We start from the raw sequence: 19645 nt of genomic DNA, 5'->3' as shown, positions 1-19645 counted from the left end.
AAATCGAGCAACACATTTCGGGTTTTTCATCTTATCTTTGAAGTATAATTTTGAAGTTTATGAGTGATTTTGAAATCAATCCGAAATACGAGCAGATTATTGATGATCTGATGCGTCAAAAATACAGTATTGCCGATAATTTTTTTACGACTGAAGAGGTTGTCTTATTGCGAAAAAATCTCTTGAAAAAGTTTGAAGAAAACAATTTTAAAAAATCGGCCATAGGGAATCAGGCAAATGAGCAGATTGTAGATGCCGTTCGCGGTGATTTTATTCTTTGGCTGGATGAAGTAAATGCGGATGAAGCCGAAACCGTATATTTTGATCGCATCAATGATTTTGTAAACTATCTGAACCGGACTTGTTTTTTAGGGATTCAGGACAAAGAATTTCATTATGCGTTGTACCCTGAGGGGACTTTTTATAAGCGTCATCTGGATACTTTCCAAAATGACAGTCGCCGTAAACTTTCAATGGTTTGTTATTTGAATGAAGAACACTGGCAGATGGATTTTGGGGGCGAACTTACAATTTATCAAAACGAGGGCGACCAGGAAACCGAGTTGAATATTGTACCGGTTCAGGGAAGAATGGTGATATTTGAAAGCCAGGTTCTTGAGCATGAGGTCAAGCCGGTACGTCAACCGCGATTGAGTATTACCGGTTGGCTGAAAACGAGATAATCGTCATGGTTTGTTTTCTCTTTTTTTGGCGCGGTAATACATCCAGTAGGCAATGCCGGCCAAAACGGCAAAAGGCAGAAAAGTTCCTATGAATACTCCAATCTGATAACCGGAATCCGGAGCATTGTTTATTTTTTCATTGATGTTTGTGCTTTGAAGCAAAAGAAGTAATGGTTTCATTTTCTGTTGGGATGTCGGAATTGGTACGAAAATCAAATTTAATTAAAAACGGGATAGTGTTGAAGCTGTCCCGTTTTTAATTTTTGATATGGTTATAATTAGTTATCGTTTCAGGGAGAAATGACTTCTGAATTGATTTCGTGCGTTGTTTATCGTGTATTCGATTTTGAACCAATAATCGGTTGCAGGAAGTTGATTCCCGTTGAAAGTACCGTCCCAGCCGGATCCGTTCGGACTGATTTCTTTGATCAGTTTTCCGTATCGGTCGAAAATATAAATAACAGCTTCGTATGAGGGTTGTAAATTGTCAATTTTCCAGGTGTCATTAAAACCGTCGCCGTTGGGAGTGAAGAAATTCGGGTAGGTGACGGTGTAAACAGTATTTGAAACCGTTACGCCACAGCTGGCGGTGTCTCTTACAGAAATGACATACTCCCCGTTGGTAAGTCCTGAGAAGGTGTTGCTTGATTGCCAGTAGCTTCCGTCGATGCTGTATTCGTATGTTCCGTAACCTCCCTGAGCCGTAGCCTGTATGGTGGCAAGACCACTTGAAAACAATGGTGAGATGAGAATTGCCGTTACGGAAAGGGGTTCTGAGGAGGCGTCAATGGTAATGGTGTCTGTATTGCTGCAGTTGGTGGTGGTTTCTGTTACCACAACGGAATAGGTGCCTGCCTGTGCCACATTGAAAACGGCATTTTGGTTTCCGTTTGCGTCGACATCAGGATTTGTCGGGGTCCAGGAATAGCTGAAATTTCCCGGATTTGAAGGTGTGGCGTCGATGTTTTGAGAACCTAAACCGGTTGTAGGGTCTAAACAAAGTGTAAAGTTATCACCCAGTTCTGTTTTCGGAATCGGATTTACGACAAGGTTTAAAAACGGTCCTAATCCGACACAGTCATTGTTCATGTTACTGTCAACCCTAATGTAAAGAGTTTGTGCATCAGCAATGATGTTTCTGTACGGGTTTGCGGTAGTTCCGGTAACCGCATTTTCTTCTGTCAGAGCATCGGCTAAACTTTCGTAATAGGTAACGGTCAGATTCTGGTTGTTCACGAATGAATTTAAAATCGCCGCTGTTGCCGTGTCAAAATTAAAATAAGCGTAACCATCATTATCCGGATCGTTTGCATCGATGTATGTGTCGCATTCATTCAGCGTTTGCATGTTGGAAACGGTTATCTGAGTGGCTGAAACGATCAGGGTTGTGGTTGCGATCTTGAAACATCCGTTGGGATTGGTTACTCTTACCCAGATGATTTCGCCTCCGGAAGTATAATTCGTATAATTGGTTATCGGGTTTGCGTTTGTAGTTGCATTAATATTGGATGTAAAATAACTGAACTGAACATTCGGATCTGTACTGATCAGTCCGTTTGCCTCGGTAAGATTGAAGCCAGTAATGGCGTCCTGATTGTCATCACATTGTTTTAGGGTGACACTGCTGTTCATTACCGGAATGGGATTTACAATCAGATTAAAAGATGATGTGATGTAGCAGTTCGTTGCTGTATTTGTTAAACGAACGTATGCTATTCTGTTGTTAGTATGTAATGTGTTTTGAGGATTTGCTCCGCTGTCGGCATCATTTTGGTTTACATGATAGCTAACCTGAATTCCTGTTTGTGTGTTCAGGATTTCGGTTGTTTTTGTGTTGAAATCGAAGAGTGCAAATCCATTAGCGTCGTCACCGTCTAGAGCATCGTCGCAAATGATATAATCGGTAATCGGTGCAACTGTTGGTACTGGGTTCACCGTTACTTCCACGGTGGCGGAAACTTCTGTACAGGCATTGTCCGGAGCCAGTGTATAGGTGTAGGTGCCAGATACGTCTACAGCAGGATTAAAAATAGCGGTCCCACTGGCCAAGGCGGGAGACCATGTTCCGCCGGTACTTGCGCCAGATCCAAGCAGTGCGAACAAATCAAACGAGGAATCATTTATGCAAACCTCTCTTTGGTTGTTGTTTCCCGGATTCAGTGCCTGTTGTATGGAAACGGTAACCTGAACATTTACAATTTCGCACAGCCCGGTAAAATTGTAATTGTAAACTCCCGGCATATCAACGTCTGGATTGAAAACACCTGTACCACTGGCTAGTGGTGGTGTCCATACTCCACCCGGATCGGGATTTCCTTCAATTTTCGGGAACAGGTCGGTTGTTGTATTAGAGCAGACCGTGACATCTGTATCTCTGGGTTCTGACCCAAAACCGGAATAGTAGCCCGCAAACCCAACGGCGCCGTTATTGCCACCTGAACCGAACAAACCGGCTGCTAGCGGTCCAGTTGATTCAACTTTTACGTTTCCGGTATACCCCTGAATTCTGTAGGTAACCCATTGCGGATTGCCTAAAACAGGTTCCGGTAGTGCCGTAATGTTGTTTCCGTTTATTTTTACGGTTGAGCCGGTGTAGGTTAATGCAATGATTTCGCTGTTGTATGTGAATGGGCCTATGGCATTAATACTTGGTATAAGATCCACGGTTTTCTGAAAAAAGCAACTTAAAGGGGGGATGAAATTCAAACCAGATGTTGCATCTGATTGAGAACCACCCAGTATTTGATACATGTATATGGGTTTGGATGAGGTGATATACATGTTTTTATTGTTCGTTCCCTGGTACATTGACGCAGGAATCAGAACATAGTCTCCCGCATTGATGGTTGTGTAAACTGTTGTTGAACCGTTAATGAAAATATCAGTATTGTCTTCTGTTGCGATGGCTAAGGGATGTTCTACATTGTCACTTCCGTTACCTTTTACAACAACATATTCCGTGCCTACTTCTTCTTTTGGAACAATCTGATCAAAGGTAAAATCCTGCCCGTCATTAGGGTCTGACATTCCGGCAAGCGCATTTCCGGTATTTACGGCAACGGGTTTGTCTGATGTTAGCAATGCACCTATGAAACCGGTTAAATTTGGAAGGATATTAGCATAACCTGAAACGGTGACCGTCTCTCCCGTGTCTACGGTAAAGGTTTGTGTGGCCGGACTTATAGTGGTTCCGTTTACTTGAAATTCAACGTATGGGTCGTAATCGGAAAGTGTTACCGTTGTATTGTCTTCGGTAGCCATAAAACTGGCGAAAAAATTCCTGAGACTGCCATCCATGTTTTGGGGTAAACTGCCAAGCCTGAATTCGGTTCCGATTCCTTGGTAACCTTTTGCAACTAAGATTTCCGCATGATTGTCTGCCCGGACTTTAAAAGTTGCATAAAACTCTTTGCTTCCTTCTAATATCAAGCCCTTGTTTTGTTTAACTATGTTAAGATCACTGGGTGCGATGAAAATTGCAGAAGGCTGACTGTTTCCTACGGTGACCCTAGCCGGGTTTCCGCTTGAAATTGTAAAAGGAGAGCCTGAAAGTGGGGTTCCGTCACCAGTGGTAATGTTAACCTGAAAAGGGATTGGTTCCGGTGTTGACAGATAAACATAATGGTCTGCGACATAGTTTTCCCCTCCTCTTGCGTGAATGGGAGGTATCCAGTGTTTTTTGCTTAATTGGGCATTCGCTATGTTGTAGCCAATCAGTAATAAAAGGAGTAATAATCTCATTTTGTGGTGGTTGTTTTTTAGGGTTCACAAAAATAGGAGAATATCACGACAGTTTTTGTTTTTGTTTAAAAATATTATTTTATTATTGTGGGCTTGTTGTGCGCGTTTTAAGAACTTGTAATTTAAAATTATAAGTTTAGTATTTCAGATGTGTTCGTTTTTGTTGAATCCGTGAAATACGTAGGGATTTAAATTGCTAAGGAAAACAGGGTTGAAAAAGAAATAGGGGTGTTGTTTTTCTCTTTTATATGAAAAAGCCCCGGAATTTCGGGGCTTTGTTTTTATTTATTCTTGCGGAATACCTATTTCGTTTATTTCGTCACCAAAATATTTTGGATCTTTTCCGTATTTATTGGCTCCTCTGTCTCCTTCTGAAACCAATAATACTAATAGCCAGATTGGGCCAATAAGCGGAATAAACACAATTAATGTCATCCAGCCGCTTTTTCCAATGTCGTGTAATCTTCTTATGCCTACTGCTAATCCTGGAATAAACATTGCAATCGCATAAATTATATATAGAGGTCCATAACCAATATTTCCAAAAGCGATTCCAAATAGGTTATCAAGAATCATTGCTACTACTGCAAAAATCATATTGAACAGAAGAAACATCCAATATTCTTTCCTTCTTGCTCTTCCGCTGAATTCGGCATACTTTTTCAATACTTCTAAATAGTACTTCATACTTTTTTTGTTTTGGTTGTAGATGGTTAAATGTTTTCTCCTTTTTCCGCAAGTTTACGCTCCAATTCTGCCTGAAATTCTTCAATAACCGGTTTCATGGTGCTTTCGGGGATGTCGGCGATACGGATATACATCAATCCGTCAACGGCATTGTTAAATAAAGGATCTACATTAAAGGCAACCACTCGGGCATTCTGTTTGATATATTTTTTAATCAGTACAGGTAAACGCAAGCTTCCCGGTTCCAGTTCGTCAATGATTTTGTCAAATTTGTTCAGATCGGATTCGGCTTCATCAAAAATAAAGTCCTTATCCGCGTCTTTTAATTTTACCTTGTACTCCTTTTTAGGATGTACGTATTGGGCAATATACGGATCGTAGTAATTCGATTTCATGAATTCAATCATCAGTGATTTCGAAAATTCCGAAAACTGATTGCTGATGCTCACCCCGCCGATAAGGAATTTGTGTTCCGGATAATGTAAGGTCGTGTGTACGATTCCTTTCCAAAGCAGGAATAATGGCATAGGTTTCTGCTGGTATTCCTTGATGATGAACGCGCGTCCCATTTCGATGGATTTGCTCATCATGTCAAACAGTTCCGGTTCAAAGCGGAACAATTCCTGAAGGTAAAAACCATTGATGCCGTATTTGGCATAAATTTCAGTACCTAATCCCATACGGTAGGCTCCTGCAATCTGCTGGGTGTCGTCATCCCACAAAAACATGTGGTGGTAGTAATTGTCGTACTGATCCAGGTCGATGGCTTCATTTGTTCCTTCGCCCACTTCACGGAAGGTAATTTCACGCAAACGCCCGATTTCATGAAGTATGTTCGGGATTTTATCGGCTGTGACAAAGAAAACCTCGTAGTTTTTACTTTGCAAAAGACGATAGTTTCCTTTTCTGATGCTAGTGACTTCCTCCAGAATTTTGTCCTGATTGGCCGGTTTGGCAATCTGTTTCGGATTCTTGGGAAGTTTTAAGTTTGGCGTTGGCAACAGTTTGCTTTCGGTTTCGAAAGGATTGGCCAGCATGTATGTTTTCCTGCGTAAAAATTCGGAATATGCTTCTATGGATTCGTATTCGTTCTGTTCGGCCACGGAAATTGGTTTTCCGATACGAACCTTAATTACACGATCTTTTTGTGTCAGTAATTCTGAAGGTAATTTAGCCGTACGCAGTGTGTCGTTTATTTTGGAAAGGAAATAAAACAAGCGGCTGTTTTTGGCGTGGAAATAAATCGGAACCACCGGAACCTGTGCTTTGCGGATGACTTTGATAGCGCCTTCCTCCCAGGGTTTGTCTACCACCAGCTGGCCGTCTTTGTAGGTGGAAACTTCGCCGGCAGGGAACATTCCTAATGGTTTTCCGTCACTTAAATGACGAAGCGTTTCTTTAAGGCCGATAACACTTGACTTAGCGTCTTTGTGGTTTTCGAAAGGATTCACCGGCATGATGTACGGTTTCATCGGTTCGATGCGGTGCAGCAGGAAATTGGCGATGATTTTGAAATTCGGTTCCCTTTCGAGCATTAATTTTAAAAGTAAAATACCGTCAATTCCGCCCAGCGGATGGTTGGAAACCGTAATGTAAGCACCGTCTTTGGGCAATCGTTTCAGGTCGGCTTCCGGAATCTCGAACTTGATCTGAAATTCATCCAATATGGCATTCAGGAACTCAACATCTTTTAAATGCTTGTTCCTATTGTAAATTTTGTTGAGTGTCGATATTTTAAGCGCCTTCATCAGTAACCAGCCTGAAAAGGTTCCTAAAAAACCGTATTTATCAGCATTTATTGCTTTTGCAACTTCTTTAGCGGTGACTAAACCCATTTAGTTTTGGTTTTTTTGAGCGAAAAACAAAGATAGCAATAATACTCTAATCGTTAAAATGTTTGTGAAGTATAAATGTAAAATCTGATGGTTTCATTGTTATTTGTTTGAAGACTAATTGTTTATAAGTAATTGAGGGTTGTGTTTTAAATATGATTGTTTTTTCTATACATTTGGGAAAAAGATTATCTGAGAATGAAGATTATATCCTACAATGTCAATGGAATACGTGCGGCCATAACAAAGGGGTTTCTCGACTGGTTGCAAAGTGCTGATCCTGACGTGATTTGCCTGCAGGAAATCAAAGCGACACCCGAACAAATTCCTACCCTGGACATCGAACTTTCCGGTTATCCTTATCATTATTGGTTTCCGGCCGAAAAGAAAGGATACAGCGGTGTGGCGATTTTATCGAAAGTACAGCCGAAAAATGTGGTCTACGGTACCGGAATCGACTACATGGATAAGGAAGGGCGTAATCTGAGAGTCGATTTCGATGATTTTTCGGTGATGAGCCTGTATTTGCCATCCGGGACCAACATCGAACGACTGGATCACAAGTTTCAGTACATGGACGATTTTCAGGCGTACATCAACAACCTGAAAAAGGAGATTCCGAATCTGATTATCGGTGGCGATTACAACATCTGTCATGAGGCAATCGACATTCACGATCCCATCCGAAACGCAAAAGTATCCGGATTTTTACCCGAAGAACGCGCCTGGCTGGACAATTTCATGAAAAGCGGTTTTGTGGACAGCTTCCGTCATTTCAACAAGGAGCCGCACAATTACAGTTGGTGGAGTTACCGCGCCGGAGCGAGAGGAAATAATAAGGGCTGGCGAATCGATTACAATCTGGTGAGCGAACCCATGAAAAACCGTTTAAAACGTGCCGTGATTTTACCGGAAGCCAAACATTCTGATCATTGTCCGGTACTGGTGGAAATAGAATAGCTTTCAGGAGCTGTTTCCCGCTTTCCGATAGCTATCGGGACGTTCTATCTTTTCTTGTCTCGTCAAAAAAGACGAGACAAGAAAAGGATGCCACTCCCATCGGGGCTAGGGATTTGGCGGAAACAGAAGTTTAGTTGTGAAAAATGGACTTTCAGTAAAGAATAAAAACAAGTATAAAGGAGAAATTGAATAATAATAAATACCTCGAAAAAATGATAAAACATGTATCTGCAGGAATTTTGGCGTTAGCCTTAACCACCTCTTGCGTTTCTAAAAAAATGTATACCGATTTAGAAACCAAATTCGCCGATTTAAAGAAAGAAAACCGCCAATTAGCTGATGATAACACTGCTTTATCAACCGCTAAAGGTCAGTTGGAAAACGAAAAAGCCACGTTACAATCGGAATTGGATAAACTGAAAGCTGAGAGAGACAAGCTGGCTTCGGATTATGCAGCGGCAAGCAACAATTTAAAAACATTGCAGTCTTCGTACAACGCTTTGGAAAAAAACAGCGACGAAGCTTTAAAAAGCAACATGGATAAAAACCGTGATCTGTTAGCGCAACTGGAAGCTAAAGAAAAAGCCCTGGCTGCCGAAAGATCGCGTCTGGACAAATTAAACAAAGACTTGAAAGACCGTTCCGATCGTGTAAACGAATTGGAAAGCATGATCGCAGCCAAAGAAGCGGCCATGAACAAACTGAAAGAAACCCTTTCAAAATCGTTGCGTGCGTTTGAAGGAAAAGGATTGACGGTACAACAAAAAGACGGGAAAGTATACGTTTCCATGGAAAACAAACTACTTTTCGAATCCGGAAGCTGGGTAGTAAATCCGGACGGTAAAAAAGCGGTGGACTTAGTCGGAAAAGTATTGGGTGACAATCCGGATATTTCCGTGTTAATCGAAGGACATACGGATAATGATAAAATTACCGGAACCATTGGTGGTGGTGTGGAAAACAACTGGGATTTATCTACCAAGCGTGCTACTGCAATCGTGAATATCCTAACGTCAAACACTTCGGTTAGAAAAGAAAACCTGACAGCGGCAGGTCGCGGAGAATATTCGCCTTTAATGAGCAACGAAACGGCTGAAGGAAAAGCGAAAAACCGTCGTATCGAAATCATCCTGACTCCAAAATTGGATGAAATCACGAAGATGCTGAACGATATTTAAGATGAGGTACTAAGGTGCTGAGTTGCTAAGGCTCTAAGGTAATTCTTAGGGCCTTTTTGTTTTTAAAAAAATGTTAACCGTTAGTGTAGCTGTCAACTAAATTTTACCTTTGCCTCTCAGAACCTCAGAACCTCAGAACCTCAGAACCTCAGAACCTTCAAATATGAACTATATCACCTTACCCAATACCGATTTACAAGTTAGCAAAATATGCCTTGGAACAATGACCTTCGGCAATCAGAATACGGAAGCTGAAGCCCATTCCCAATTGGACTATGCCACGGAACGCGGTATCAATTTTATCGATACGGCCGAAATGTATCCTATTGGTGGGAACGAGCATATTTTTGGAAGTACTGAGCGTTTCATAGGAACGTGGCTCAACAAAATAGGAAAATCGAAAAGGGAAAAATTGGTTGTGGCTACCAAAATTGCCGGTCCGAACCGTGGCATGGGATATATTCGCCAACCGTTGGATTTCTCGAAAAAGAGTCTGCATGAAGCGGTAGATCTGAGTCTGAAAAACCTGCAAACGGATTATATCGATTTGTATCAGATGCATTGGCCGGAGCGTGTTATGAATATGTTCGGAAAACGCGGAGTTTCGGAAATCGATAACCAATGGCAGGATAATATTTTAGAAGTACTGACGGTTTTTGACGGTTTAATCAAGGAAGGAAAAATCAAGCATATTGGTGTTTCCAATGAAAATCCGTGGGGTGTGATGAAGTTTTTAAACGAAAGCGAGAAACACAACCTGCCGCGAATCGCCACGATTCAAAACCCGTATTCCCTGTTGAACCGTTTGTTTGAAGTGGGATTGTCTGAAATTTGCATGAGGGAAAATGTCGGTTTACTGGCCTACTCACCACTCGGTTTCGGCTTCATTACCGGAAAACATTTAAAGGGTATTGTGCCGAATTCCCGCTTGGATTTGTTCCCGCATTTCACTCGATATACGAACGAAAATTGCCATAAAGCAACCAAATTATACCAGGATTTGGCAAAGGATTGTGGTATGACCGTAACCGAAATGGGCATCGCTTTCGTACATCATCAAAAGTTTGTAACGTCCACGATTATCGGGGCTACAACTTTAAGTCAATTGGAGGAAAATATCAATGCCTTCGATGTGGTTTTAACCGATGCCGTTTTAGCCGAAATCAACAAAATACAGGAACTGATTCCGAATCCGGCGCCTTAAAAAGTTAAAATGTATCTCTTTTAAAGGCCGGAAGTTGAGGGATTTGTTGAAAGAAACCTGTTTTTATTTCACCAACTTAAAATTAAAGGCGCCACTGCCGGTAGCACCATAAATTCGCAGCCATAACGGTAAGTAGCCTTCTGTTCCTCTCGCGGCGGAAATATCGCCAAGATCAAGGATGTTTTCTTTTTTCCAGCCCACTTCATTGAGTATAGAGATTACTTTAGATTTCGCATCCGCATCGTTCCCGCAAATGTAATTGATGTGGTCACCGTTTCCAATCAGGTTAGGGTTTACCATCAAACCGTTCCACATTGTATTTAGTGTTTTTACCACTTTCGTATCGGGAAACGCTTTCTGGATTTCTTCACCCAATGAATTGGAATTACTCAAAGCAGGAAGCAATGTTGGTGGCATGCCCTGACTAAAATCCAACGGATTGGCGATATCCACAAGTATTTTTCCGTTAAGGGCATCACCGGCTGATTTTAAAGCGTCCAATGAATGTTCTCCTTTGGTACAGTTAAAAATAATTTCGCCAAAACGGGCTGCCTCTGCAAAGGTGCCTTCACTCGCGTTGTCTGAATTTTTGCTTACAAAGGCAAGCGCTTTTTCATTGTTTTTGGTCCGGCTGCCCATCATAACGGAGTGTCCCAAAGAAATTAATTTTGAACCGATGGCATCTCCTACCATACCGGTTCCCATTACTGCTATTTTCATCACTTAGAGTTTATCGTTCACTATGAGTTTATGGGTGTACACTTGTCCCGCGTTGTCTTTTATTTTCAGAAGATACCATCCCGAAGCTAAGTTTCCGGTGTTCACGGAATGTATCGGTTGGCTTTCCGTTTTCTGGGAAAGTAGTTTTTTTCCGTTGCAATCGAAAAGGGTTATGGCAGTGGCAAAATTCCCGTCATCGTTACTCTGAACAAAAATCTCAGATTTTGCAGGATTCGGATAAATAAGAAACGCTTTTTTGTCATTTTTCGAAACATTCAGCGAACTGTCGACCAATTTGTAAATGACCCCGTTATTGATAGAGCCGACATACATCTCGCCATTCACATCTTCCCCAAAAGTCACAAAATTGTTGCCGGTAAATGTCTGGGAATAGGTTACGTTTCCTGAGCTGTCGGCCATGCCAATCTGTGCTTTGCAGTAATCGGAAAAGAAATATTTCCCCTGAAAATTGGGGTAATTTGTTCCGCGATAAACATAACCTCCCGTTACGGAACAGGATCCCGAGGAATGAGTAGTAACAACTAAAGGTGCTTTCAGCGAAGCCTGTGGCGGACAACCAGTGGTGTTGTAAGCGGTATTCCCTTCGTAACATCGCCAGCCGTAATTGAGTCCGGCTTCCGTACCGCCGGCACGGTTGATTTCTTCGTACTGATTCTGGCCCACATCGGCTATCCATAAATCATCGTTTTGTCGGTCGAAGGAGAATTTCCAGGGATTCCGAAGTCCTATGGCCCAGATTTCATCCGCTCCTGCCACACCCACATACGGATTGTTTGGAGGAATTCCGTAAGGGGAACCCGAATTAACATCGATGCGCAACATTTTTCCGAGCAGCTCATTGATGTTTTGCGCACGGTTTCCTGGGTCGCCACCGCTTCCGCCATCGCCCATGCCAATGTATAAATAACCATCAGGACCAAATTTTAAAGTGCCGCCATTGTGATTAGAATAGGGTTGCGGAATGAGTAACAATACAGTTCCGGATGGATTAGCAGTATTGGGATTACCTGTGTTAACGGAATATCGGGCAATGACCGTAGCGCCGTCACTAATCCTTGTATAATTAATGTAAAAATAACCGTTGGATGCATAATTGGGATGAAACGCCAGTCCTAATAATCCTTGTTCCCCTCCGCCGTTAGTTAAAGTGGTAACGTTTAGGAAAGGAGTGGGGTTTATTGTTCCGTTGGTATTCAGGATTTTGATGAGTCCGTCCTGTTCCACCACAAAAAGCCGGCTGTCACCGCAATGGGTGATTTCTACAGGAGAAGAAAAACCCGTGGCAAAACTCTGTAATCCAATGACGGATGAGGTGGGAGTTTGGGAATGTTGCGTACATTGGATAAAGACCAAAGCAATAAAAAGAAGTATTGTTTTCATAGCTTAAGGGTTTGATTGTCATAAATTTATAAAAAAATCCCGACACTTGGCCGGGATTGCTGATTTATAAATTTTCTATCGTTTTGTCTTTCGGGTATTTCACCAGATAACTCAAACGGATTTTTTTGGTTTCGTTGGGTTTTAAACTGATCTCCCAAATAAGTAAGCCGGTTTCCGAATTCATTTTAGCTCCGTCTTTGTCTTTTACTTCAATCTCAATTTCCTTATCGGTACTCAATGGGATCTGGTCTTCTACCTTAATGGAAGCAGTTTCCTTTTTATTGTTTCGGATAATAATATCGTAAGTGAAGGTTTGTTCTTTTTTAGATGATAAAAATTTCGTTCCCGATTTATCCGCTACTTTCTCCCGTTTGATGGACACCTTTTTATCGCGCCCCATGCTCAGATTCAACGTATCGGAAGTCTGTCCCGGGTTTACCCATGTTTTACCAACGTATATACCTTCAAAAATGATATTCGCTTCGCCTTTCAGGAGGTTGTATTTTCCGTAATCTGTAATTTCCGATAGAAGGAAGGCTTCTTTATCTAGTTTCGGTGCCGCATAATACTTGTAGGAAGCCGGTAATTTGATTTCTTTCAGTGCCACACTGTGTTTCTTTCCGTTGGATACGATGTCGTAAGGAATGTCGATGTCGAAAGAAATGTTGAGTTGGTTTTCAGAAATGGAGGTGTAATCACCCATGCCTTGTTTTGTGGTCACCACGATTACTCCGTTTACACCCTGATCGCCATACAATGCAGCTCCTTGTGCTCCTTTTAAAATGTTTGTACTCTTAATTGTTTCGGGTGGAAGTTGTTGTAATATTTCAGCGGTGGATATTTGTCCGTCAATAACAACTAAAGCCTGACTGTTTCCTGAAATAGAGCGATTGCCTCTCAAAACGATTTTTGTCTTCTGGCCGGTAGGAGCATTCACCTGCAATCCGGCCACGCTTCCGTTTAAAGATTGGACTACATTCGGATTTGCGGCCTGAGGGTTTAAATATCTTAAAAACCAAGGATTCACGGTCGGCGCCTGATTGTTCTGATTGGGCATGCCACTCGACAAGGTCAGTTTTACTTTTTTCCAGTCGACACCCGTATTTTGAATTACTTGCGCCTTGTACATCATGTTGATGGGTGAGGCAACATTGTCCGCTCTCAAATCATAAAAGGGTGTCCAACCCGCGTTATTAGTCAGATACGAAATTTCCAAAGGAACGTTTCCGGCAACGGTATTCATTACTTGTAATACCAATTTTCCTGTCGATGTTTTTTCTTCTTTTTCGGTATTGATTTCCAGTTTGTTATTTAAACGTTCCAATGTTTTATTCAGTTTTTCCTCTTTTTCAGTTAGCGTATTTACATTGTTACTGATTTCGGTACGTTTGGCTTTGTAGTATTCGACCATTTTCATCAGTTCTGCTACACTTAAACCTGAATTTTGACCGAAGACCTGTTGGTTTTTGTCCAAAAGTTCAATGGTTTTGTTTTCGGAATTTTTCATGTTAATGACTTTGTCAATCTCTTTTTCCACCAACAGTATACTGTCTTTTACCGTTTTAATCGCCGGAGAGTTTCCATCAGCATCATATTCGGAAATATAATCGTTCGTAAACTGCACCGAAAGCACGGTTATGGTTGACGGTGCGCCAATCTGCACCGAACTTTCGTTGAGGAAATTTGCCACATTTTTCACCACAATTTCACTGGTCCCTGCGGGAAGATTTACAGTCGTGTTTTGCGAAATTTCCGCCGCATTAAAATAAACGGTGGCCGATTTTACTTTGGCATTGGTAAAAATCGGTTTCTGGGCAAATAGGGTTCCTGTAGCTAAAATCAGCAATGCTGAAAAATACTGTTTCATATAAATGAATTTTGTTGTGATAAAAGTAAGAATTTGCTTTTACTTTTCCACCGTATATCCCTTAACTTTCGCAAAAGCAATCACCGAAGTGCTGATGGCATTTCCCAAATCGTCCTGTGATTTTGATTTTTTAGTTTCGGCATCAATATACGCCTGACGTTTTTTGGCCAGTTCGCCGATTTCTTTCTGGATGGCTTCACGTTCTTTACCTTTTTTCTCTACATAGGCTTTTATTTCGGCTGCTGATTTGTTTTGCAGTTCCTTTGGCAATTCTTCTTTTTTCAGTTTGGTAACCGCTTCTTTGTCTTCTTTTACTTTATCGATCAGATCCCAACTGTCATTTTTATAGGCTGCTTTCGATTTACTCACCGCGCGTTCGGTATAGTTGGCAGCGGAAACCCCTTGTGCATTACTGTCCTGCATTTCCTGATTTCTCTTCTTTTCCGCACCTTTGACACCGTAACTGATATAGGTTTCGTTGATTTTGGCATTGCATTCCGAAATACGAACATCATAAGGCGTGGCAATGTACAATACCGCCCGATTCGAATCGATGTTGAAGTATTTTCCCTTTCCGGCATCGGCGCCGTCTTTCCAGAAGGTTCGAATCCCTTCTTCCTGATTTCCGCAGAAAATGGTATTGATGTAAATGTCATTGTGTACCGCATCGCTGATGGCTTCCCTGTAATTGATGCCGCCCTGATTAAACGGTTCATTTCCGGCAATGTAAATCAGTTTCATGCTCGACTTGTCTTTGCCCCAATTCAGTTGTTTGGTCGCATCGGTAATTACGGCACCGCAGTATTCGGAACCACCGTTGGTGCGTAAGGAGAACAGTTTTTCGGAAATCAGATCCAGATCGGTTGTCAACGGTGCTACTTGTCGGATGTAATTGGATTGTTGTGAAAGCCCGTCATTCCCATATTCGTACAAACCGATTTCAATATCAGGTGTTTTGCCATGATATTTCAGTGTGGTTAGCGTATTGACGATATTCCACAAACGGGATTTTGCCTGTTCGATCAAACCGTCCATGCTGTTGGATGTGTCCAGAAGAATCGCTACCTGAATCTTAGTGTTTTCGGTTTTGGTCGGTTTTGTAACTGCGGTTGATGTTGTAATACTGTAATTTTTAGCGTTACTGTTGGCATTAGTGCAGTTCGCAAAAGAGAGTGCAGTTGCAAAAAGGGTGGAAATAATGAATGTAGTTTTCATAGGTATGGTATTTTAGGGTTATTGCTGCAATGTTTTGATATCGTTTTCTATGGTTAAAATCAGTAGGGAAGTGGCAGTACAGAAGACCGGACTCGTAATACAGTGATGTCCGTTCCAGCTACCGTCCTGATTTTGGATTTTTATCATTTTACCGCTAACGTTGTCGTACCAGGTTTTCCAGTCGTTGTCTTTTTTTACGATCATCGATTCGCCGGTCTGAAGGAAACTCAGGAATTCTTCCCCGCCGTTGTTTCCGAACCCATTCATCACGTTGTTGTCCATCGCCTTTACTTTTGCGGCTTTGTACACTTTATCGGCTACTTCATAACTGGCCGCTTTTTCTTTCGGAACGCCGATTTTCTCTAAATTAGCACGGTTTAAGGTCGCTTTTTTATCAATTTTACCCGATGCTTTTGCCTCTTCAAACACGGTTTCCGCTTCTTTGGCTTCGGCGGCACTTCCTCTTACGGAACTGCTCACGGCATACAGCATGATTCCAGCGCCGTCTTCGGTTTTTGCGGTATTGTTGTCCGCATCATAATTGCTTTTCTGATAATTTCGCGCGGCCTCCATTTTGTCTTTGCTTACTTTGATGTTTTTGTTTTTGGCTGCCTGTTCCAAACCGGAATTAGCAAACGACGATTGCAATACGCCTGCCCATCCCGCGCCGGAAACTTTTCCGCTACCTTCATAGGATTTTTCGATTTTGTCGACGCAAATCTGAATAGCGTTTTCGACTCTTTTCGTCAATTTTTTATCCGATAAGGTCGGAACCACCTGATTTAAGAATTGAAGGGTAAGTACGGCATCGATATTCTGACCCAATTTGGTTTGGATTTGCGTGCCGCGTACTTGTGTTATGAATTCGTTGTCTTTATTTTTTTCGACTTCATTCAATAAGAAGTGTAGTGCTTCGGAAAGTTTTTGCTTGTAAGCACCTTTTTCCACGGTATAACCGCAACGGTACAATGCCATCGCTGCCATTGCTGTTGTAGCGGGATCCGAGCTTACGGCATGCGGATTCATTTCTCCCTGATTGCTGTGCGAACCGGCACCCCAACCACCGTCTTTGTTTTGTGCTTTAATCAGCCAGTTTTCCCCTTGGGTTATGGCCGATGTATTTTTGGAATCCTTTTTGTAAGTGTTGTAACCGGTCACCGATTGTTCGCCCATGACCGACATAAATACACAGGGTTTTTCTTCGGTGGCGGGTTTTTCATAGTTCATGATGTATTTGTTATTCGGCATGATTTTGTCTTTCAGAATCACACCCGAAACTAATGCGGTTGCACTCAATGCTATTAAAAGATTTTCCGTTTTCATGGCTTTACGTTTTATGATTATATCTCAAAATTATTCAGAGAAAGCCTGCGTTTTTTGCAGAATGGGTGAAACGGGGTTTTGACTTGGTGAAACGATTAGGAAAAGCGTTTTAAAATAATTTACTTTACATTTAGAAATAAATACGAATCATATGCGGTTGAAAGGAATGGTTTTAGGATGGATTTTGATGCTGGCTTTCGGTATGGAAGCTTCGGCTCAGGACACCATTAAACCTGTTTCAAAAAGCAAAAAAGCTTCGGTTTCCAAAATCAGTAAAGCGGCAGACGACTTAAAAGAATCGTTAGATGCCAATGACGAACTGAAAATTGCCAAAAATTATGAAAATCTCGCGCAGGGATTTATCGATAAGGGAGATTATGCCAAAGGTGAAGAGTATCTGAAAAAAGCATTGGTCAGTTATACCAAATTAAACCGAAAGGCAGATAAAACCCGTGTTACCCGAAATTTAGCGAAAGTTCAGGAAGCGCAGAATAAAGTCAGTTCTGCCATTAAAAATTATGAAGCGGCCAGTGCAGCTTCTATGGATAAAAGTTACGAGCAGGTTAACCAAAATGATGCGAACCGTTTGCGCAGCGCGAACAACCCTGCGGCACAGGCGGCCTACAATAAATCGAATATCCAGCTATTGGAGAAAGAAGATAAGAAAGCCGAAGTTGCCGATGCGTATGTGCAACAGGCCGAGGTAAGTCTGCAACAGAAGAACAAGGAAGTCGCCATCGAGAGCTATGAAAAAGCGATTTCCTATTCGAAAGACAAGCCGGAAGAAGTCGTAAAACTGAAAAGCGAAATTGCGAAAGTCTATGCCTCCGACAATCAGTTTGACAAGGCGATTGCTATCAACCAAAAATTACTGACGGAAGCTCAGGATAAAAACGATTTTGATACGCAAATAAAGCAATTGCAGGAGTTAGCGACAATTTATTTCAAGAAAAATGAACCCGAAAAAGCGATTTCAGCTCTAAAGCAAGCCTACGCTTTGGCAACAGAACAAGGCAAAACCGCTGAGGTTAAAAACAGCCTGACACAATTACTTCACTATTATAAATCGAACGGAAAAGACAAGGAAAGCATCGCCTTGTACGAACAGTTTTTTCAGAATTTCGATAAGCTGATCAAAAACGACAGTTCGCTGATTGATGGGAAAACCTTCCAAGTCACGGAAGAAAAAATCCGACAGTTAGAGAAAGAAAAAGCCCTGAAAGACGAACTGATTTCCAAGAAAAACACCTTCAATTATTTTCTGATGGGATCTATCGGTCTATTATTGTTGCTTTTCGGATTGATTGTCAAAGCGCTGTATTCCATCAAAACCAAAAACAAGGAAATTGCGCTGCAGTCGTTACGCCGAGAGATGAATCCGCATTTTATTTTCAACAGTCTTAACAGTGTCAATCAATTCATTTCGCAGAATAAGGAACTGGAAGCCAATAAGTACCTGACTTCATATTCGCACCTGATGCGCAACATGATGGAAAACTCCAATAAGGATTTCATCAGTCTGAACAGTGAAATAGAACAACTGAAGAAATACCTGGACTTGGAACATTTGCGTTTTCAGGATAAATTCGATTATGAAATTATAGTCGATGAGCATCTCGATACCGAAACGACTTTTGTTCCGAACATGCTCATTCAGCCACATCTTGAAAATGCGATCTGGCACGGTTTGCGTTATAGGGAAACAAAAGGGATGTTGCAGTTGCGCTTCGGTGTAAAGAACAATAAAATTTCGGTTGTGATAGACGATGACGGCATCGGTTTAACCAAAAGCGCCGAACTCAAAACCCGAAACCAGAAAGTGCACCAGTCACGTGGTTTGACCAATACAAAAGAGCGCATCAGCCTGCTGAACGAATTGTACAAATCGAATATCGCTTTTTCTGTCACCGAGAAAAACAGCGGAACGACCGGAACTTTAGTAGAAATCACGTTTCCTTTACTTGATAAACCATGATGACCTTACAGAAAATACGCGCCGTAATTGTGGAAGACGAAGTGGCTGCCCGCGAAGTACTTAAAAATTATTTGAGTAAATACTGCCCACAGGTGGAAATTGTCGGTGAAGCGCAAAACATTAAAGAAGCCGTTCCGTTGTTACATGAAGTATCGCCACAATTGGTTTTTCTGGATGTGGAGATGCCTTTCGGAAATGCCTTTGACGTGTTGGAAGCCTGTAAGGATTTGCAGTTCGAAACGATTTTCGTGACCGCTTTCTCGGAATATTCGCTGAAAGCCTTAAACCAAAGTGCGGCCTATTATCTGTTGAAACCGATCAGTATCGAAGAATTGATAGTCGCGGTCAATAAAGTACAGCAGCATATCTTAAACAACGAACTCTTCAATCGGAACCGAATCATCGTAGAGAATTTCCGCGAAACCAAACCCGAAAAACAACAGGTGATTTTGCCTACCTTAGAAGGTTTTGAAGTGGTGAAAATGGAAGAAATTGTACGCTTGCGCGGAAACGGGAATTTCACCGATTTGTATTTATCCGACGGAAGCAAGAAAATGGTGTGTCGTTTTCTGAAGCATTTTTCGGAGATATTGCCTTTTCCATTTTTACGCGTACACAAATCGCATATCATCAACATCAACTTCGTAAAATCGTACAATAAAGGTGGTTCGATTATGCTGAATGACGGTGCGGAAATTGAAGTTTCTCCGACTTATAAGGATGATTTTCTCCGAAATTTTAAATAATAATGGTATGCTGATAACGGGGTTTTAAGAAACACACATTGGAACCTTACAACTTCTTAGTGCGCTTTGTGGCTAAATTATTTTCACATAAAGTACCTATAAAACCTTAGAAC

Annotated in this window: 15 protein-coding genes; 6 read left to right on the top strand and 9 right to left on the bottom strand. The window is 41.6% G+C overall.

From position 1 onward, the window contains the following. Window positions 1–59 precede the first annotated feature (59 nt). Window positions 60–683, top strand: coding sequence for a 2OG-Fe(II) oxygenase (locus tag FLJC2902T_RS05215; protein WP_023578729.1), 624 nt, complete (start codon window positions 60–62; stop codon window positions 681–683). 3 nt (window positions 684–686) lie between these two features. Here FLJC2902T_RS05215 and FLJC2902T_RS16370 read toward each other — a convergent pair whose 3' ends face one another. The 4 genes from FLJC2902T_RS16370 to FLJC2902T_RS05200 form a co-directional block, all read right to left on the bottom strand. Continuing rightward, window positions 687–863 (bottom strand): hypothetical protein, encoded by a 177-nt coding sequence (locus FLJC2902T_RS16370; protein WP_023578727.1) that lies wholly within the window; start codon window positions 861–863, stop codon window positions 687–689. Window positions 864–965: 102 nt separating this feature from the next. Next, window positions 966–4424, bottom strand: a complete 3459-nt coding sequence (locus FLJC2902T_RS05210; RefSeq protein ID WP_023578726.1) for a T9SS type B sorting domain-containing protein — start codon at window positions 4422–4424, stop codon at window positions 966–968. Between the two features lie 285 nt (window positions 4425–4709). Further along, window positions 4710–5111 (bottom strand): DUF805 domain-containing protein, encoded by a 402-nt coding sequence (locus FLJC2902T_RS05205; RefSeq protein WP_023578725.1) that lies wholly within the window; start codon window positions 5109–5111, stop codon window positions 4710–4712. 26 nt (window positions 5112–5137) lie between these two features. After that, on the bottom strand, window positions 5138–6946 hold the full coding sequence (locus FLJC2902T_RS05200; protein WP_023578724.1) for a GNAT family N-acyltransferase: 1809 nt from the start codon (window positions 6944–6946) through the stop codon (window positions 5138–5140). Window positions 6947–7141: 195 nt separating this feature from the next. Between FLJC2902T_RS05200 and FLJC2902T_RS05195 the strand changes: the two genes are divergently transcribed. From FLJC2902T_RS05195 to FLJC2902T_RS05185, 3 genes are all read left to right on the top strand, one after another. Further along, window positions 7142–7903 (top strand): exodeoxyribonuclease III, encoded by a 762-nt coding sequence (locus FLJC2902T_RS05195; RefSeq protein WP_035677341.1) that lies wholly within the window; start codon window positions 7142–7144, stop codon window positions 7901–7903. A gap of 212 nt (window positions 7904–8115) precedes the next feature. Further along, window positions 8116–9081: an OmpA family protein gene (locus FLJC2902T_RS05190; protein ID WP_035677338.1), complete on the top strand. Its 966-nt coding sequence runs from the start codon at window positions 8116–8118 to the stop codon at window positions 9079–9081. Between the two features lie 163 nt (window positions 9082–9244). Further along, the gene (locus FLJC2902T_RS05185) at window positions 9245–10285 is read left to right on the top strand and encodes an aldo/keto reductase (protein WP_023578721.1); all 1041 of its coding nucleotides are present in this window, start codon (window positions 9245–9247) and stop codon (window positions 10283–10285) included. Between the two features lie 63 nt (window positions 10286–10348). Here the strand turns inward: FLJC2902T_RS05185 and FLJC2902T_RS05180 are convergent, their stop codons facing one another. The 5 genes from FLJC2902T_RS05180 to FLJC2902T_RS05160 all read right to left on the bottom strand — a co-directional run bounded on the left by FLJC2902T_RS05180 (window position 10349) and on the right by FLJC2902T_RS05160 (window position 16811). Continuing rightward, on the bottom strand, window positions 10349–11005 hold the full coding sequence (locus FLJC2902T_RS05180; protein ID WP_035677335.1) for an NADPH-dependent F420 reductase: 657 nt from the start codon (window positions 11003–11005) through the stop codon (window positions 10349–10351). Window positions 11006–11008: 3 nt separating this feature from the next. Beyond that, on the bottom strand, window positions 11009–12406 hold the full coding sequence (locus FLJC2902T_RS05175) for a PQQ-dependent sugar dehydrogenase (RefSeq protein ID WP_023578719.1): 1398 nt from the start codon (window positions 12404–12406) through the stop codon (window positions 11009–11011). Window positions 12407–12470: 64 nt separating this feature from the next. Beyond that, entirely contained in the window at window positions 12471–14273 is a 1803-nt protein-coding gene (locus FLJC2902T_RS05170; RefSeq protein ID WP_023578718.1) for a DUF4139 domain-containing protein, read from the bottom strand. Window positions 14274–14312: 39 nt separating this feature from the next. Continuing rightward, entirely contained in the window at window positions 14313–15488 is a 1176-nt protein-coding gene (locus FLJC2902T_RS05165) for a vWA domain-containing protein (RefSeq protein ID WP_023578717.1), read from the bottom strand. 18 nt (window positions 15489–15506) lie between these two features. Then, window positions 15507–16811, bottom strand: a complete 1305-nt coding sequence (locus FLJC2902T_RS05160) for a prenyltransferase/squalene oxidase repeat-containing protein (RefSeq protein ID WP_023578716.1) — start codon at window positions 16809–16811, stop codon at window positions 15507–15509. Window positions 16812–16962: 151 nt separating this feature from the next. Here FLJC2902T_RS05160 and FLJC2902T_RS05155 point away from each other — a divergent pair, with 151 nt between their 5' ends. Further along, complete coding sequence (locus tag FLJC2902T_RS05155; protein ID WP_023578715.1) at window positions 16963–18786, top strand: tetratricopeptide repeat-containing sensor histidine kinase; 1824 nt, start codon at window positions 16963–16965, stop codon at window positions 18784–18786. Further along, window positions 18783–19532, top strand: a complete 750-nt coding sequence (locus tag FLJC2902T_RS05150) for a LytR/AlgR family response regulator transcription factor (RefSeq protein WP_035677333.1) — start codon at window positions 18783–18785, stop codon at window positions 19530–19532. The genes FLJC2902T_RS05155 and FLJC2902T_RS05150 overlap by 4 nt, the downstream gene beginning before the upstream one ends. Window positions 19533–19645: the final 113 nt, after the last annotated feature.

Source organism: Flavobacterium limnosediminis JC2902 (assembly GCF_000498535.1).
Lineage (GTDB): Bacteria > Bacteroidota > Bacteroidia > Flavobacteriales > Flavobacteriaceae > Flavobacterium > Flavobacterium limnosediminis.
The sequence above is the reverse complement of the archived record's forward strand: the minus strand, read 5'-3'. Positions and strand labels throughout refer to the sequence as shown.

Bases quoted from the DNA above. Each gene is read 5' to 3' on its own strand.
- FLJC2902T_RS05185 (WP_023578721.1), top strand. From the start codon at position 9,245: ATGAACTATATCACCTTACCCAATACCGATTTACAAGTTAGCAAAATA.
- FLJC2902T_RS05175 (WP_023578719.1), bottom strand. From the start codon at position 12,406: ATGAAAACAATACTTCTTTTTATTGCTTTGGTCTTTATCCAATGTACG.
- FLJC2902T_RS05215 (WP_023578729.1), top strand. From the start codon at position 60: ATGAGTGATTTTGAAATCAATCCGAAATACGAGCAGATTATTGATGAT.
- FLJC2902T_RS05160 (WP_023578716.1), bottom strand. From the start codon at position 16,811: ATGAAAACGGAAAATCTTTTAATAGCATTGAGTGCAACCGCATTAGTT.
- FLJC2902T_RS05180 (WP_035677335.1), bottom strand. From the start codon at position 11,005: ATGAAAATAGCAGTAATGGGAACCGGTATGGTAGGAGATGCCATCGGT.
- FLJC2902T_RS05155 (WP_023578715.1), top strand. From the start codon at position 16,963: ATGCGGTTGAAAGGAATGGTTTTAGGATGGATTTTGATGCTGGCTTTC.
- FLJC2902T_RS05195 (WP_035677341.1), top strand. From the start codon at position 7,142: ATGAAGATTATATCCTACAATGTCAATGGAATACGTGCGGCCATAACA.
- FLJC2902T_RS05190 (WP_035677338.1), top strand. From the start codon at position 8,116: ATGATAAAACATGTATCTGCAGGAATTTTGGCGTTAGCCTTAACCACC.
- FLJC2902T_RS05170 (WP_023578718.1), bottom strand. From the start codon at position 14,273: ATGAAACAGTATTTTTCAGCATTGCTGATTTTAGCTACAGGAACCCTA.
- FLJC2902T_RS05200 (WP_023578724.1), bottom strand. From the start codon at position 6,946: ATGGGTTTAGTCACCGCTAAAGAAGTTGCAAAAGCAATAAATGCTGAT.
- FLJC2902T_RS05150 (WP_035677333.1), top strand. From the start codon at position 18,783: ATGATGACCTTACAGAAAATACGCGCCGTAATTGTGGAAGACGAAGTG.
- FLJC2902T_RS16370 (WP_023578727.1), bottom strand. From the start codon at position 863: ATGAAACCATTACTTCTTTTGCTTCAAAGCACAAACATCAATGAAAAA.
- FLJC2902T_RS05210 (WP_023578726.1), bottom strand. From the start codon at position 4,424: ATGAGATTATTACTCCTTTTATTACTGATTGGCTACAACATAGCGAAT.
- FLJC2902T_RS05205 (WP_023578725.1), bottom strand. From the start codon at position 5,111: ATGAAGTACTATTTAGAAGTATTGAAAAAGTATGCCGAATTCAGCGGA.
- FLJC2902T_RS05165 (WP_023578717.1), bottom strand. From the start codon at position 15,488: ATGAAAACTACATTCATTATTTCCACCCTTTTTGCAACTGCACTCTCT.